The 15401-nt window shown below is 45.2% G+C and carries 14 protein-coding genes and 1 rRNA gene; 3 read left to right on the top strand and 12 right to left on the bottom strand.

What is annotated here, in order from left to right:
- Window positions 1–108, top strand: a 5S ribosomal RNA gene (gene rrf / locus FTT73_RS07730); the annotation flags it as partial.
- A gap of 249 nt (window positions 109–357) precedes the next feature.
- On the top strand, window positions 358–1530 hold the full coding sequence (locus tag FTT73_RS07735; RefSeq protein WP_074383804.1) for a PQQ-dependent sugar dehydrogenase: 1173 nt from the start codon (window positions 358–360) through the stop codon (window positions 1528–1530).
- Between the two features lie 665 nt (window positions 1531–2195).
- On the opposite strand, the gene FTT73_RS07740 is transcribed toward FTT73_RS07735, so the two are convergent.
- From FTT73_RS07740 to ribF, 5 genes are all read right to left on the bottom strand, one after another.
- A complete protein-coding gene (locus FTT73_RS07740) occupies window positions 2196–2738 on the bottom strand; it encodes an NADPH-dependent FMN reductase (protein WP_100354971.1) in 543 nt (180 codons plus the stop codon).
- Between the two features lie 135 nt (window positions 2739–2873).
- Window positions 2874–3356 carry a peptidylprolyl isomerase gene (locus FTT73_RS07745; protein ID WP_100354970.1) on the bottom strand — a complete coding sequence of 161 codons (483 nt, stop codon included), beginning with the start codon at window positions 3354–3356 and terminating at the stop codon, window positions 2874–2876.
- Entirely contained in the window at window positions 3349–3888 is a 540-nt protein-coding gene (gene lspA / locus FTT73_RS07750; protein WP_005173413.1) for a signal peptidase II, read from the bottom strand. The genes FTT73_RS07745 and lspA overlap by 8 nt, the downstream gene beginning before the upstream one ends.
- Window positions 3881–6736, bottom strand: a complete 2856-nt coding sequence (ileS, locus tag FTT73_RS07755) for an isoleucine--tRNA ligase (RefSeq protein WP_180191241.1) — start codon at window positions 6734–6736, stop codon at window positions 3881–3883. Before ileS ends, lspA begins: the two co-directional genes overlap by 8 nt.
- Window positions 6737–6800: 64 nt before the next feature.
- The gene (ribF, locus tag FTT73_RS07760) at window positions 6801–7802 is read right to left on the bottom strand and encodes a bifunctional riboflavin kinase/FAD synthetase (RefSeq protein WP_180000678.1); all 1002 of its coding nucleotides are present in this window, start codon (window positions 7800–7802) and stop codon (window positions 6801–6803) included.
- Window positions 7803–8045: 243 nt separating this feature from the next.
- On the opposite strand from ribF, the gene FTT73_RS07765 reads away from it, so the two are divergent.
- The gene (locus FTT73_RS07765) at window positions 8046–8609 is read left to right on the top strand and encodes a 5'-methylthioadenosine/S-adenosylhomocysteine nucleosidase (protein WP_005173404.1); all 564 of its coding nucleotides are present in this window, start codon (window positions 8046–8048) and stop codon (window positions 8607–8609) included.
- A gap of 66 nt (window positions 8610–8675) precedes the next feature.
- Here FTT73_RS07765 and FTT73_RS07770 read toward each other — a convergent pair whose 3' ends face one another.
- From FTT73_RS07770 to argA, 7 genes are all read right to left on the bottom strand, one after another.
- A complete protein-coding gene (locus tag FTT73_RS07770) occupies window positions 8676–9296 on the bottom strand; it encodes a TetR family transcriptional regulator C-terminal domain-containing protein (protein ID WP_005173402.1) in 621 nt (206 codons plus the stop codon).
- A gap of 325 nt (window positions 9297–9621) precedes the next feature.
- Entirely contained in the window at window positions 9622–10428 is an 807-nt protein-coding gene (locus FTT73_RS07775; protein WP_180191242.1) for an ABC transporter ATP-binding protein, read from the bottom strand.
- 20 nt (window positions 10429–10448) lie between these two features.
- Window positions 10449–11264, bottom strand: a complete 816-nt coding sequence (ssuC, locus tag FTT73_RS07780; protein WP_180191243.1) for an aliphatic sulfonate ABC transporter permease SsuC — start codon at window positions 11262–11264, stop codon at window positions 10449–10451.
- On the bottom strand, window positions 11264–12439 hold the full coding sequence (gene ssuD, locus FTT73_RS07785; protein ID WP_180077915.1) for an FMNH2-dependent alkanesulfonate monooxygenase: 1176 nt from the start codon (window positions 12437–12439) through the stop codon (window positions 11264–11266). Before ssuD ends, ssuC begins: the two co-directional genes overlap by 1 nt.
- Window positions 12440–12528: 89 nt before the next feature.
- Window positions 12529–12741: a hypothetical protein gene (locus FTT73_RS07790; RefSeq protein WP_180077916.1), complete on the bottom strand. Its 213-nt coding sequence runs from the start codon at window positions 12739–12741 to the stop codon at window positions 12529–12531.
- 24 nt (window positions 12742–12765) lie between these two features.
- Entirely contained in the window at window positions 12766–13722 is a 957-nt protein-coding gene (locus FTT73_RS07795; protein WP_180191244.1) for a sulfonate ABC transporter substrate-binding protein, read from the bottom strand.
- Between the two features lie 331 nt (window positions 13723–14053).
- Entirely contained in the window at window positions 14054–15397 is a 1344-nt protein-coding gene (gene argA, locus FTT73_RS07800) for an amino-acid N-acetyltransferase (protein ID WP_180191245.1), read from the bottom strand.
- Window positions 15398–15401 lie beyond the last annotated feature (4 nt).

Genomic DNA, 15401 nt, shown 5'->3' on the forward strand with positions numbered 1-15401 from the left:
ACAATAGCAAGAGTGAACCACCTGATCCCTTCCCGAACTCAGAAGTGAAACCTCTTTGCGCTGATGGTAGTGTGGGGTTACCCATGTGAGAGTAAGTCATCGCCAGCTCATTATTCGAAACACCCCCTGCATGAGCAGGGGGTGTTTTTTTGTGCGCGGGATAATATTATAAGTAGATGAAATTGGGGCAGGTATTTAGATGCTAGATCCAAAAGTAAAATCAAAGCCATTCAAATACTATAAAACGAGTCTCTGCTGTTGCTGCAAATATATCTGTTTACTTTTCTATGCTGAATTTCTGTGAAGACTTGTGTATTGTGATATTAATTTAGAGAATAAAAAAGCGTGGAGAGGATGATGGTAGCGCAATTTAAAATAAAAATTTTACTCAGTTGTTGTGCTTTGGCATTGACTGCCTGTCATGCCGATAACTCATCTTCTGGCAGTATTCAAGAGGCTTCCACCTCATCTTCTAAATCTGAAGCTACAGCCTCAAATGTACAAAAATATAAGATCGCACAGGTGGCACAATTTAATGAGCCGTGGGCAATTGCATCACTCAAAGATGGCCGTTTACTGATTACCGAACGTAAAGGAAAATTACAACTTTTTGATCCACGTACCAAGCAGAAAGTCGAAGTTAAAGGTATTCCTCAAGTTGCCTATGGTGGCCAAGGAGGCTTGGGTGAAGTCGCTTTACATCCGGATTTTGCAAACAATCAGTGGGTCTATCTCAGCTATGCTGAACAAGGTCAGGGTGGCTATGGCGCAGTGGTGATCCGTGGCAAACTGGATTTAAACCAGACTGCCCCTCAATTGACTCAAATTGAACGGATCTGGACTCAAGTCCCTAAATTTTCAGGGCAGGGACATTATGCACACCGGATTGTATTTGGACCGGATGGCAAGCTCTGGATCGGTTCAGGGGAACGGCAGCAATTTACTCCAGCACAGGATATGCAGTCCAATGCCGGTAAAATTATTCGTTTAAATGATGACGGTTCAATTCCTGCTGATAATCCTTTTATGAATCAGGGTAAAATTGCCCAGCAGATCTGGAGTCTTGGACACCGCAATCCTTTAGGCATGGCTTTTGATCCACAGGGGCAGTTCTGGGTGATTGAAATGGGTCCCAAAGGTGGGGATGAGCTGAATAAGATCATCAAAGCTAAAAATTATGGCTATCCAGTGGTGTCAAATGGTGATCATTATGATGGCAAGCCCATTCCCGACCATGCTACTCGCCCGGAATTTGAAGCGCCAGCACTGGATTGGACGCCGGTCATTTCTCCTTCAGATCTGTTGTTTTATACAGGAAATGTATTTCCACAATGGAAAAATAAAGCGATCACGACTGGTTTGTCTTCCAAGGCGCTTGTGATTGTGGATACGACACAGAATCCGGTCAAAGAAGTCCAGCGTGTGGATATGAAGGAGCGGATTCGTGGCGCGATTCAGGCCAGTGATGGTACGCTTTGGATAATTCAGGATGGCACGCAAGCCAAGTTATTAAAAATGACCGCACCTTAATCCTTTGTTTGAAAGGCTGCATTTGGACATGAAATATCGAGCGAGGCAGAATGCTCATGATCTGCTGACGATCTGAATAAATTTTTTTTTAAGATGATCCTGATATGAAAGAAAAAGGCCTCGACATCCTGTGAAGGCCTTTTCATATTCTGGCAAAGGTATAATGTCTGTTATACCGATCAGCATCCTGCTTTGTAAATCTTTTTATTTTTCTGACAAGACTGCCTGTCTTGGTATGACTCGAATATAGCCCGAAGTAGTGCAGCCCAATAGGGCATTTGACTGCATCGATTGTAGGTCAAAGCTGACAGGTGAATTTCAAAAATAGCAGTGAAAGAATGACTATTTAACCAAAGCAGCAGTCCATCGTTTTTATTAAATCAATCATTAAACCCAACCTGAATATTTTAGTTTGAGCAGGATCTAAGCTTTAAAACAAAAAAGCCTCAACATCCTGTTGAGGCTTTTCTGGATTTGCTTCTCAGATCTGACTCCTGTCTAATCTGTCAACGTCCTGTTGATTTGCGCTTGTTATTGTTGTCGTATCGCTTTGCAGACGTCCTGTCTGTCTATGTAGTGACTATAGTCCTAACTAAGCGTAGTACATAGCCGCTAAATGCAGCGGTCGCTGTAGGCGAAAACCTACGATGCTGTCGGCTAAAGTCTCAAGCACTGACATACTGAATTAATTTATCCACCACTACTTTTAGATTTTTAGTATCAAATTCATTGCCCTGGAACGAATAATCTTTATTTCTTGCGAAGATGTCACGGATTTCAATCACGGCATTGGTATCGATCAGTCCAAGTTGAGTCCCGACCTGACGAATCTGGTCTATTGAACGTGAACCGTTGGTGACACCATAACCAATATAGGCTGCCGGTTTGCCTTGCCATTCCTTGGCGAGGTAATCCAGCGCATTTTTTAGCGCAGGGCTGTAGCCATGATTATATTCAGGTGTGATAAAAATAAAGGCATCGCCGCGCGCAATTTTGTCTGCCCAGTCTTGCTGTTTGGGCTGATCATAGATCCCGGTCAGTGGCGGATGAGCACCGCTAAAGAGTGGAAGAGCCCATTCTTTTAAATCGACAATTTCAATTTCAAGCGTACTAAAACCATAGCTTTTAATTTCCTGCAGTACCCAGTGCGCCACTTTAAGCGCGGTACGCCCCTCACGTACACTGCCGACCACAATATAAATTTTCATGCCTATTCCTTTCTGGGTTTCTTATCATCCAATTAAATTAATCAGATTTCAGAGAGGTGACTAGAGATGATTTGTATCCTGAGCATAAAAAAGCTCCCGAAGGAGCTTTTAAAAATCATGCGATTAGCAGATGTTTTACATCAACTTTAGGCCTTGCTGACCGGCAGGGGTTACTTTAAAGATTTCCACTTCAAAGGTGATGTTCTTGCCTGCCAGTGGATGGTTAAAGTCCACTTCGGTGATGTCATCATTGACTGAACGTACCACACCATACAAAGTCGCCTTGGCTTTGTCTTCAAACTCGATCATGTGACCCTCGATCGGACGTTCTCCAAACTTCACCGTATCGAACTTCTGGATGTTTTCCGGATTCCACGGACCAAAAGCATCTTCCGGAGGCAGACTTACAGTACGACGGTCACCGGCACGTAAACCAAACAGTGCTTTTTCAAAGCCTGGCAATAAATTACCATCGCCAATCGTGAGGCTGACCGGGGCTTCACGGCTACGGGTATTGTCAATTTCTACGCCATTTTCGATCGCGACAGAAAAATGCAGCTCGACCTTAGAGCCGTCTGCAACCCGGGTTTCTTCATTAGGATGAATAAAATCAGTCATGTTGTGCTTGCGCCCGTTGAATTCGATATTTTTCTAAGAAAAAGGTATCAATTAGCATCAGAATAGTGCCAAGCGTGATGGCACTGTCTGCGATATTGAAAGCAGGGAAGTGGCTGTTCTGGTAATACACATGAATAAAATCGACCACATAGCCGAGACTGACCCGGTCGATTAAATTACCGATTGCACCACCCAAAATCAGGGCAATTGCTAGCGGTAAAACCTTCATGTTTTTTGGCATACGCATTAGCCAAAAAACAAAGATCACAGACACAATCCCTGCCAGTGAAGTAAAGAAATAACGTTGCCAACCACCCGCATCGGACAGAAAACTAAAGGCAGCGCCATAGTTATGCAATAGTGTCCAATTTAAAAAGGGCAGCACAGGGATAGGATCTGCATAGTTCAGATTCGTCACTGCAATCCATTTGGTCCATTGATCCAGAATGATCGCCACAATGGCCAGCCCAATCCACCATAAATTATGTGGATAGAACTGGAATAAGCCCTTTTTAGTCTGGGTATTAGGCATATTTTCTCTCTTCGCCTTGGCCTGTAGGAAGGTTAATAATACAACGGCCACAGAGTCCTGGATGTGAGCTATGTGTATTTACATCCGGAAGCACGTGCCAGCAGCGTACACATTTCTCGCCATCTGCCGCAGAGATTTTTACATGCAAGTCTAATAAGCCTGTATTTTCGCCATGACGAGGAGCAAATGTATTGAACTCGTTAACGATAACTTGTGAAGTGATGAGGACAAAACGTAATTCATCATCTAGCTTATCTAAGACTTCTTTCATTGCTGGGATAGCCCACAATTCAACCTTAGCAGATAGATTTGAGCCAATTAGCTTAGCATTACGAGCTGTCTCGATTTGTTTGTTTACTACTGATTTAACATCAATTAGTAGTTTCCAGTCATCTTCTGAAAGTAAATTTTCCTGAGATGCAACTGGAATGTCATACCATTCAGCAGTGAACACATATTTCTCTGATTGTTCAGGAATAAGTGGCCAAGCTTCTTGTGCAGTAAAGCTCAGGATCGGTGCCATCCAGCGCACAAAGGCCTGTACCAGATGATACAACGCAGTTTGTGCAGAATGACGCGCTTTTGAGTCCGCTTTGGTGGTGTATTGACGGTCTTTGATGATGTCGAGGTAGAAACCACCGAGGTCGTTGATACAGAAGTTAGTTAATGCGCTGGTCACGATATGGAAGTTCATATCTTCATAAGCTTGCTGAACGGTTTTCTGAACTTCCGCTGCACGTTGCAGGATGTATTGATCCAGTGCAATCAACTGATCGACTGGTAATGCATCTGTTGAAGGTTTGAAGCCATTCAAGTTGGCTAACAAGAAACGCAAGGTGTTACGGATACGACGATAACCATCGGATGCACGGCTAAAGATTTCTTTACCCGCGGTCATTTCATAACGGTAATCTGCAGAGGCGATCCAGAAACGTAAGCCGTCTGCACCCATATCTTTAATGATGTCTTGCGGTGTGATTACATTACCGATCGATTTCGACATCTTACGGCCTTTTTCATCGACCACGAAACCGTGAGTCAGCAAGCCTTTATACGGTGCGCGTTCATTGATGGCAATCGAGGTCAATAACGATGACTGGAACCAGCCACGGTGCTGGTCTGAACCTTCAAGATACAAATCAGCAGGATCAGTTAAGTCTTCACGTTCACGCAGTACCGCATAATGGGTGGTACCAGAGTCGAACCAAACGTCTAGCGTATCGCGTACAGCATTGTATTGCTCCGCGTCTGCACCGATGAATTCAGATGCATCACGGTTGTACCAACCATCAATGCCTTCTTGTTCAATCAGTTTTGCTACGATTTCGATCAATTCAGGTGTACGTGGGTGCAATTCATTGGTGTCTTTATGTACGAAGAACGGAATTGGCACGCCCCAAGTACGTTGACGTGAAATACACCAGTCCGGACGACCTTCGATCATGGCCTGAATTCGGTTTTTACCCCAATCTGGAACGAATTGGATGTCATTTTCAATCGCATTCAACGCGCCCTGACGCAGGCCTTTGGCATCCATGCTGATAAACCATTGTGGTGTGGCACGGAAGATAATCGGGGTTTTATGACGCCAGCAATGTGGGTAGCTATGCTTGATTGGCTTATGTGCCCACAGCTTATTGGCTTCACCCAGCGCCGCAATAATTTGTGGATTGGCTTTATAAATGTGCTCACCCGCAAACAGTGGCGAAGTCGGTAAATATACCCCATTTCCGCCGACTGGATTGTCAACCTTCAAGTTGTACAATAAGCCCACTTTATAGTCGTCCACACCATGACCCGGAGCCGTATGTACTGCACCGGTACCACTGGTGGCAATCACGTGCTCGCCCAAAATGACCGGTACCTGACGATCGCTAATTAAAGGATGTTGCAGAACAAGGTGTTCAAGTTTGCTACCGCTAAAGCCTGCAATTACTTCGAATGAAGTAAAACCATAACGCTCAGTTGCAGATTCCACCAGATCTTTGGCCAGGATAAAGTTTTGTGCTGCTTTTTCGTCACCACGTGCTTTAACCAGTTGATACTCAATTTCGGCATGTACGGCAACGGCCTGGTTGGCAGGTAGTGTCCAAGGCGTGGTGGTCCAGATGACGATGTCTGTTGAATCACTAACAGTTACACCCAAACGTGCAGATAAATCCGCTAAATCAACCACCGTAAAACCGACATCAATGGCATCTGATTTTTTATCTTCATATTCAACTTCAGCTTCAGCCAAAGATGAACCACAGTCCAGACACCAGTTCACCGGTTTCAGACCCGGCTCGATATGACCGGCTTTGGCAATCGCACCCAATGAACGTACGATGTCCGCTTCCTGTTTGAAGTTCATGGTCAGGTAAGGGTTGTTCCAATCACCGAATACACCCATACGCACGAAGTCTTTCTTTTGCAGTTCAACTTGGGTGTAGGCATATTCACGGCAGGCTTTACGGAAGGTAGAGGCATCTACCTTGACGCCGACTTTACCGACTTTTTCTTCAACTTTGAGTTCGATTGGCAGACCGTGACAGTCCCAGCCCGGTACATAGGGTGCATCAAAACCATCCATCACGCGGCTTTTGATGATGATGTCTTTTAATACTTTATTGACCGCATGACCCAAATGGATTTGACCATTTGCATAGGGAGGGCCGTCATGAAGTACATATTTTTTCTTGCCAATACGCGACGCACGAATCTGCTGATAAATGTTGTCGGCATACCACTCTTCTAACCATTTCGCTTCACGTACTGCCAAATTTGCTTTCATTGCAAATTCAGTACCTGGGAGGTTTAGCGTGGCTTTATAGTCCACTGCATTTTCAGGAGTTTGCTTATCGCTCATGCAAGTCGTCTTCCAATCTAATCAGTTATGTTACTGACACGTTTTACAATAAAAATATGGGATATTAAAAGGGAAATGTAGGATGATTTCGACGAAACTCCAGCAGTTTCTCGACATCATCATCAATTCCGGCTTTTAGCGCTTCAAGCGAAGGATAGTCCTTTTCGCCATGTAAATAGTTTAAGAACGTCACCCGCATTAACAGGCCATACAGATTAGCAGAAACATCCGGAAAATGTACTTCTAATCGCCATTCTGGATGGGCTTGTTTGATGGCTGGGCGTGTTCCCACATGACCCGCACCAAACAGGGCAGTGGGGTCATAACCCGCAATGCCTGTTTTAGTAGCATGATCATGTTTTACTTTATCCCTGAGGGATTCAGTTTCACAGATGACTTCAACCCCATAAATGCCATTCAGACAGGGCTTATGCCGGTTCAGTCGTACATTAATGGTTGGGAAATCAATGGTTCGGCCAATCTGATCGCCGTATTGCACCCGTCCGGTAATACTATAAGGCCGGCCGAGTAATTTGGCAGCAAGGGCTAAATCGCCTGCTTGTAAAGTCTGACGAATCCGGGTTGAACTGACCCGTTCACCCTCTAAAGCAATGGTGCTTAAATTGGTGACTTGGAAACCATAATTGCGCAGGAATTCGCTATTGCCCTGACGGTTTTTACCGAAGTGAAAGTCATCACCTAAAACCAGATGCTGTGCATTGAGTTTGTCTTTTAAAATGTCGGCAAAGGCTTCTGCGGTCAGGCTGCGAAAAGTATGATCGAATTTCGCCACCGCAATATAGTCCACACCGAGTTCAGTCAGGTATTCGACTTTTTCACGTAAGGATGAAATCCGCGGTGGGGCTTCATAACCCTTAAAATATTCAAGAGGTTGCGGCTCAAAAATCATTACAACAGATTTTAAACCCTGTGCTTCAGCCACCTGTTGCAGCTGACGGATCATCGCCTGATGACCTAAATGCACGCCGTCAAAATTGCCGATCGTCAAGGCCGTTTTGGGTAGTTCAGAATGAGATGCTAAAGCATTTAGACGGAGCAGCTGCATGGGCAAATCAAGTGCTTGGAAATATCGAGAGGCTATATATTGCCATAATCTCGCCGTTTCGTCTTGTTGTTGTGTTTTTATGCAATATTTTTCTTGAAAATTCATTTTCCTGAATATCAAATCAGATTGTTTTTCGACGCTTTAAATGGATCCGATCAGCGCATTCCTGCTTTTCATTCAGCGAATTTTGCTTTCTAATGTCAGCGCTTTTCTTTGTATTTTTCTTTGTATCAGGTATTTCAAATGTCCAATCTGGCACTCATCATGGCGCTACCCAATGAATCAAAAGGCTTGTTTGAAGCTCAAGGCATAAATGTGCATTACAGCGGAATTGGTAAAGTGAACGCAGCCTTTAAAGCCTTCGAGGTGATTCAAAAAACGGGCTGCAAAACCTTGCTGAATTTGGGTACAGCCGGCAGCTCGCATTTTAATGCTCATGACCTGATTGAAGTCAGTCAGTTTGTACAGCGTGATATGGATGTTTCACCACTCGGTTTTGAAGTCGGCGTAACACCCATGGATCAGGATTATCCTGCCGCGATTGAACTGGAGGCTTTCTTTGAACATTTACCCAAAGGAATTTGCGGGACAGGCGACAGTTTTGAAACCGGTAGTGCGAAAGTGCCATGTCATCTGGTCGATATGGAAGGTTATGCCTTGGCAAAAGTGTGTAAGAAGCTCGGTGTTCGCCTGATTTCAGTCAAGTATATTACGGATGGGGCCAATGAGACTGCGCATCTGGACTGGGAAGAAAACCTGTTACTGGGTGCGAAAAAGTTATTAGATTTATATCGAATGGTAAAATAAGAGAGAAGGGTAAGTTTGCTCGGCGACCATAGCAGCTATGGTCGTATGCCAATCAGAAGCGCTTGCTTATTTATCCGTACGTGGAATCACGCCGTATAACATCATATTGACCGTATGCTGGATAATGCGTTGCTGCATACTGCGGTTACGCAAGGTTTTCCCTGTCACCATTTCCATCTGGGTCGAAAAATCTGCATAGTTCTGGGTAAGGGCCCAAATATTCAGAATCAGCAATTCAGGATCGATATCTGCTGAAATCTTGCCCTGTTCCTGCCAGTTAGAAATGACTTTGGCCTTACGCTTCACCAGTTTCTTTAGCGGGCCTTTTAAAATTTCCAGTATATGCGGTGCGCCTTGGATCACCTCTAAAGCAAACAAACGAGATGCTTTAGGCTGGGTACGCGATACTTCAATTTTTTGCATTAAATAGTTGGTAATCGCTTCTTCAGGCTCAAGTTCGGCCTCAAGGGTTTGTAAAGGCGCCAGCCATTTTTGTAGAACGGTGGTCAATACCTCTACATAGAGGGCTTCTTTATTTTCATAATAATAGAAAATATTCGACTTATGCATTTCTGCAATCTGTGCAATTTCATCTAGACTTGCCCCATTAAAACCGTACAGGGAAAATACATCTAGTGCAGCATTCAGCAGCTGGTTGCGTTTTTGAGTACTCTTTTTTTGTTCCATTAGCAAATATAAAAAACAATGAAAAAATGGGAATCCTCAATTGTACGGCAAATCATCAGATTTGTGCACACAGTCCATGGCTAATTTTTTGAATAATGATGATTTATTCTCTAGATCAATATTTAAAATGGCTTAAATGCATCAAGCCAGAGCAAAAAATGCAAGTTTATGAAAATACTTAAATTATTGAAATATTTTTATTTTGAAATAGAGTCAGAAAATGAATGCTTTTATGACCCAGATTAGCCTGCAGTTTTAAATTCAGCTCAGGACTTGGCTTGAAGATGAAACCCAAAACTCCCCTATTCTGGGCTTCATCGGATATTTAGGTGGCCAAAACTGCCTGTAAGACTTGCTGTTCCAGTTCTGCAAATTTCAGACTTTTTTGCCGTGGACGTGGCAAGCCAACCCGAAACTCTTTGGCAATATGACCCTTATCCAGCAGGATAATCCGGTCTGCCAGTTGCACTGCCTCACTGACATCATGAGTCACCAGAATCGCGGTAAAGCCTTGCTCGGTCCATAAGCGTTCGATCAGGTTTTGCATCTCCAGACGTGTCAGGGCATCCAGGGCGCCGAGTGGTTCATCCAGCAGCAGAATACGGGGCTGATGCGATAATGCACGTGCCAGGGCCGTCCGTTGACGTTGACCACCAGACAACTGTGATGGCCACAGCCCGGCTTTCTCTTTTAAGCCCACTTTTTCCAGCATGTGTAAAGCTTTGGCATGTTGCTCTTTGCCGAGGCCTAATTGTACATTCTGTTCGATGCTACGCCATGGCAGCAGGCGCGGGTCTTGAAACATCACCCGAATATCATCTGCAGTAATTCCTTCACGGATATGCCGTGCGGATTTAAACTTGATTTCGCCATAACTCTGTTTTTCCAGATCAGCAATCAGGCGCAAAAGGGTACTTTTACCACAACCACTACGACCGACAATCGCCAGAAATTCGCCCGGTTGAATATGCAGATCCAGATCTTCCAGAACTTTGACTGAACCATAAAATTTGTGCAATTGTTCAATAATGATTTCGGCACCAAGGGCTGCATTCGGATTGATATCTTTCGCAGGTTGCTCGGGTGGTGCAATCGGGTCATTGACATGACGCCCTAAACTCAGATCAGTCATTACATGCTCCTCATTTCAATTTATTTTTGATAGCCGGCATGCCAGCGCAGCAGGAATCGTTCTAAGGCGACTGCCAGCACATCGGCCAGTTTACCGAGCAGGGCATAGAGTAAAATACCGACCAGGACGATATCCGTTTGCAGGAATTCGCGTGCATTCATGGTCATATAGCCAATACCGGACTGGGCAGAAATGGTTTCGGCAACAATCAAAAGCACCCAGACCAGCCCTAGAGAAAAGCGTAGCCCGACTAAAATGGAAGGCATTGCTCCCGGGAGAATAATCTCTTTATACAGCTGCCAACGCGTGAGGCCGTAGCTTTTACCCATCTCGATCAATTGGGGATCGACTGAGCGAATTCCGTGATAGGTATTGATATAAATCGGGAAAAATACCCCGATCGCGACTAAAAACAGTTTGGCGGATTCATCAATGCCGAACCAGAGAATCACCAATGGAATCAGCGCGAGCGCCGGAATGTTGCGGATCATCTGCAAAGTGGTATCGAGCAGGGTAGAGGCGATTTTGGATGAACCATTTAACAGACCCAATAACAGACCTAAACCACCACCGACCAATAAGCCGCTGATGGCACGTCCTGCGCTGACTTGTACATGAGTCTGGAGTTCGCCGCTGAGCAATAAATTCCAGAAGGCCAAAATTACTGCAGTGGGTGCAGGCAAAATCCGGCTTTCCAGTAGACCTGTGCTGGAAGCAATTTGCCAAATGGCAATCAATACAACTGGAACCAGCCAGGGCAGCAAATGCCGCCCCAGAATTGTTCCACGTGAAACCTGCTTTTTTGAGAGGGTTTCAACGGAAATGACTTTCGACATTAAACAGACTCCTGAATTTTCTCAGCCTGCTTGTTCTCATCCGGTGTGTAGTTATTCGCTACGATTTCACCGAATGGACCCGTCAAGTTCGGTTGAGCCAATTTTTTCTGGGTTTCCAGTGGAAGGAATGGGAACACCAGTTCAGCAAAACGGATGGATTCTTCCAGATGCGGGTAACCAGAAAAAATGAAAGTATCAATTCCTAAATCCGCATATTCCTGAATACGTGCTGCGACAGTTTCCGGGTCACCAACCAGTGCCGTACCTGCGCCACCACGCACCAGTCCTACACCGGCCCAAAGGTTTGGCGATACTTCCAGCTTGCTACGGTCGCCGTTGTGCAATTCAGCCATACGACGCTGACCGACCGAATCCATAGATTTGAACTTGGCTTGAGCTGCTGCAATGGTGGCATCATCGACATATTGAATCAGTTCTTCCGCTGCCGCCCAGGCCTGTTCATTGGTTTCACGCACAATCACATGCAGGCGGATACCGTAGCTCAGTTCACGACCCTTAGCGGCTGCCTTGGCACGGACATTTTCAATTTTTTCTTTCACGGCAGCAGGTGGTTCACCCCAGGTCAGGTAAGTGTCCACCTGATCGGTGGCCAGCTCAACCGCATCATCTGAAGAACCACCGAACCAGAGCGGCGGATGTGGCTGTTGTACAGGTGGATAGAGGAGTTTGGCATCATCGACACTTAAGCGTTCGCCGTGGAAAGTGAAGCTTTCACCAGTATGTGAACGCTTCAGAATTTCACGCCAGATGGTGGTGTATTCAGTGGCAGTTTTATAGCGGGTTTTGTGATCTTCATAGACGCCATCACCTTTTAGCTCCTGCTCATCACCACCAGTAACCAGATTTAGCAGCACCCGGCCATTGGATAAACGGTCAAAGGTTGCAGCCATACGTGCCGCCAGCGCAGGTGTGGTCACCCCAGGACGCAGTGCCACCAGGAATTTTAGTTTTTTCGTTGCATCAATCAGGCTGGCAGCTGTTAACCAAGGATCTTCACATGAACGACCTGTGGGAATCAGGACACCTTCATAACCTAAGTTATCGACCGCAACTGCAATCTGCTTCATATAGGCATGATCGACTTGGCGTGCACCTTTGCTGGTGCCCAAGTAGCGACTGTCACCATGTGTTGGGATAAACCAGAAAATTTTCATGCTCGATATCCTTAAAATTAAATTGCTCAGAAATTAATGTGGAGTAGTAGGCGACCAAATCTGTTGCTGGACGCTAATGTGATTAGGAATTAATTGAACCCGCTGGAACAGGTCAGCTTGTCATTGCTTGCTACCAGCAGATTCAAGGCTGATTTCTGAAAACTCATCGCAATGCTTTGAACCTGTTGCCGTGCTGTATGTTCTGCAGCAGTGCTTCGCTGTGGCTTCTGTTTCCGGCAAGCAGTCAGAGCCAAGCTGCGTAAGGCTAAACTGAGGTAGGAAACCGTTTTTAAATGACGCATCTGTATTCCCGAATTATTCTGTTGTTATTTAATAATCGCTGCATCAATATTCAGCTTTTGTGGAATCAGCTGCTGTGCATAAAACGCATCTGCCACCTGTTGCTGTTTTTGAATCACGTCAGGAGTGAGGGGTTTAACGCCAAAGCCCATACGGGAAATCGAGGTTTTTAAGACATCAACGGCCAGACCGGTCGGTTGTTGCAGAAGTTTGGCTGCTGCATCCTGGTTTTTTGCAACCCAGTCCGTGGTCAGATTCAGTTCATTGACGACTGCCTGTACCACCTGAGGATGGCTTTCTGCAAACTTGCGATCTGCCAGATAAAATTGGTGATTGCTCACGATGTTCTCACCCGTGGCAATCACGCGCGCGCCAATTTGATGTTCAGCAGCGGCAAAGAATGGATCCCAGATCACCCAAGCGTCCACTGCACCACGTTCAAAAGCTGCACGTGCATCAGAGGGTGGCAGGTAAATCACTTCAATATCGCTGAGTTTCAGATTGTTGGCTTCAAGAACTTTCAACAGTAAATAATGCACGTTGGAACCTTTGTTCAAGACCACACGTTTGCCTTTCAGATCCTGAATCGATTGAATCGGGGAGTCTTTCGGTACAATTAGGGCTTCGGCTTTAGGCGCTGGTGGCTGGTTTGCGACATAGACCAGATTTGAGTTCGCTGCCTGGGCAAAAATTGGGGGTGCTTCACCTGCTTCACCAAAAGACACGCTGCCGACATTCAGGCCTTCAAGTAACTGTGGGCCAGCCGGAAACTCCACCCATTTCACATTTACGCCTTGTTTTTTTAATGAGGCTTCTAGCGTGCCGCGTTCTTTTAAAATTGGCAGTACGCCGTATTTTTGGAAACCAATATTCAAGGTGGTGGTATCTTCCTGTTTTGAACAGCCAGAAAGCATCATGACGCCAGCCATTGCAGTACCGAGTACTGCAGTTTTTGCTAAAAACTGAACATTAGATTGGCGCATGAAGCAAAACTCCCGAAAGTGAAAACTAGCGAATAAAACTTAGACACACGCTAATCGTTTTTGTTTTTCTAAAAAAATAACTATTCAGGAATTTCTAATGAAGAAAAAAGATAAATAAAAAAACGCAAAACTTATGCGAAAAAGTGATTTATATGACAATGAAGATCTGCCAATAAAATTAATCAAGCTTATGAAATATATATTTATTTTTATAAATTCAATCTGCTGATATATTTAGCTAAAAAGCAGCAATGGCATTTTAAAATTTAAATTGGAATTGTCAGATATCTTTATCTGAAATTAAGCTAAGGCACTCAAAGAAAAAGTCACTTTAAAGTGACTTTTTACAAACGATTGAATTGCGTTGATAATTATAAAATGCCTGACGCGCATCCGGCAGGTCATCGACTGAAGTTGGTTCAAAGCCCTGTTCCAGAAACCAGTGCGCGGTACGCGTGGTTAAAATAAACAGCTGCTGAATCTGCATGCTTTTGGCTTTTTCTTCAAGATAATGCAAGATCTGGCTACCGCGATTGGACTGGCGATAACTTGGATGCACTGCGACACAGGCAATTTCTGCAGAACGTAATTCATCGCCCGTGGTCGGAATCGGGTAAAGGGCTGCACAGGCCAGAATCATGCCATCCCGTTCAATCACGGCAAACTGGTTAATTTCATTTTCCAGACGTTCACGGGAACGATAGACCAGAATCCCTTCTTCTTCTAATGGACGCAGCAAGCCGATCAGGCCACCGACATCCTGAATATCTGCCATTCGCACTTCTTCATAATGCGCGTCAGTGACCAAGGTGCCAGAACCATCACGGGTAAACAGCTCTTCAAGTAGCGCACCATCATAGGCATAGGAAATCAGGTGCACCCGATGTACGCCGTTCATGGAGGCCTCTTGTGCTGCCTTAAGTTGCAAGCCTCTTTCAAGCCCATCTTGTTCTGCCGGAATATAGTCATCCAGCTGTTTCGGGGTGACTTCGCGTTTGAGCTGGCCGTTACTGTCCATTAAACCATGCTGCTTGCCCAGAAAAATCAGCTTATCTGCCTTCAGTCGAATCGCAGTTTTGGTCGCAACTTCTTCAGCCAATAGATTAAAAACTTCGCCGGTGGTGGAATAACCAGTCGGGCCAAGCACCACAATATTATGGCTGTCCAGATGTCGCTGAATCGCATCGGTATCGACCGCGCGGACTTCACCAGTGAGCTGAAAATCTATGCCATCACGAATGCCATAAGGTTTGGCCGTCACAAAATTTCCTGAAACCGTATCAATACGGGCACCATACATCGGTGAGTTGGCCAGTCCCATAGACAGCAGGGCTTCAATTTGCAGACGAATCGAACCGACCGCATTCATCACACAGCTTAAGGATTCACGTGTGGTTACCCGGCGCTGCTGATGAAAGGGTGTACTGATCTGGCTCTGCGCCAGATTCTGGTTAATTTGTGGACGTGCACCATGTACCAGAATCAGCCGAATGCCCAAAGAGTGCAATAAGGCGATATCGTGAATGATATGTTGAAAATTGTCATTTAAGACCGCTTCACCATCAAACATGATCACAAAGGTTTTATTGCGGTGCGCATTGATATAAGGCGCAGAATGGCGAAACCAGTGCACATATTGCAATGTTGTGCTGTGTGAGGTTTCTGCTGAAGTCATGCCT

The organism is Acinetobacter sp. YH01006 (genome assembly GCF_013420445.1).
Taxonomy (GTDB): Bacteria; Pseudomonadota; Gammaproteobacteria; order Pseudomonadales; family Moraxellaceae; genus Acinetobacter; species Acinetobacter pseudolwoffii.

Excerpts from the sequence above, each read along its gene's own strand:
- FTT73_RS07765 (WP_005173404.1), top strand. The coding sequence starts at position 8,046 with ATGTCCAATCTGGCACTCATCATGGCGCTACCCAATGAATCAAAAGGC.
- FTT73_RS07775 (WP_180191242.1), bottom strand. The coding sequence starts at position 10,428 with ATGACTGATCTGAGTTTAGGGCGTCATGTCAATGACCCGATTGCACCA.
- FTT73_RS07795 (WP_180191244.1), bottom strand. The coding sequence starts at position 13,722 with ATGCGCCAATCTAATGTTCAGTTTTTAGCAAAAACTGCAGTACTCGGT.
- ssuC (WP_180191243.1), bottom strand. The coding sequence starts at position 11,264 with ATGTCGAAAGTCATTTCCGTTGAAACCCTCTCAAAAAAGCAGGTTTCA.
- argA (WP_180191245.1), bottom strand. The coding sequence starts at position 15,397 with ATGACTTCAGCAGAAACCTCACACAGCACAACATTGCAATATGTGCAC.
- FTT73_RS07770 (WP_005173402.1), bottom strand. The coding sequence starts at position 9,296 with ATGGAACAAAAAAAGAGTACTCAAAAACGCAACCAGCTGCTGAATGCT.
- FTT73_RS07790 (WP_180077916.1), bottom strand. The coding sequence starts at position 12,741 with ATGCGTCATTTAAAAACGGTTTCCTACCTCAGTTTAGCCTTACGCAGC.
- FTT73_RS07745 (WP_100354970.1), bottom strand. The coding sequence starts at position 3,356 with ATGACTGATTTTATTCATCCTAATGAAGAAACCCGGGTTGCAGACGGC.
- ssuD (WP_180077915.1), bottom strand. The coding sequence starts at position 12,439 with ATGAAAATTTTCTGGTTTATCCCAACACATGGTGACAGTCGCTACTTG.
- ileS (WP_180191241.1), bottom strand. The coding sequence starts at position 6,736 with ATGAGCGATAAGCAAACTCCTGAAAATGCAGTGGACTATAAAGCCACG.
- FTT73_RS07735 (WP_074383804.1), top strand. The coding sequence starts at position 358 with ATGGTAGCGCAATTTAAAATAAAAATTTTACTCAGTTGTTGTGCTTTG.
- FTT73_RS07740 (WP_100354971.1), bottom strand. The coding sequence starts at position 2,738 with ATGAAAATTTATATTGTGGTCGGCAGTGTACGTGAGGGGCGTACCGCG.
- ribF (WP_180000678.1), bottom strand. The coding sequence starts at position 7,802 with ATGCAGCTGCTCCGTCTAAATGCTTTAGCATCTCATTCTGAACTACCC.
- lspA (WP_005173413.1), bottom strand. The coding sequence starts at position 3,888 with ATGCCTAATACCCAGACTAAAAAGGGCTTATTCCAGTTCTATCCACAT.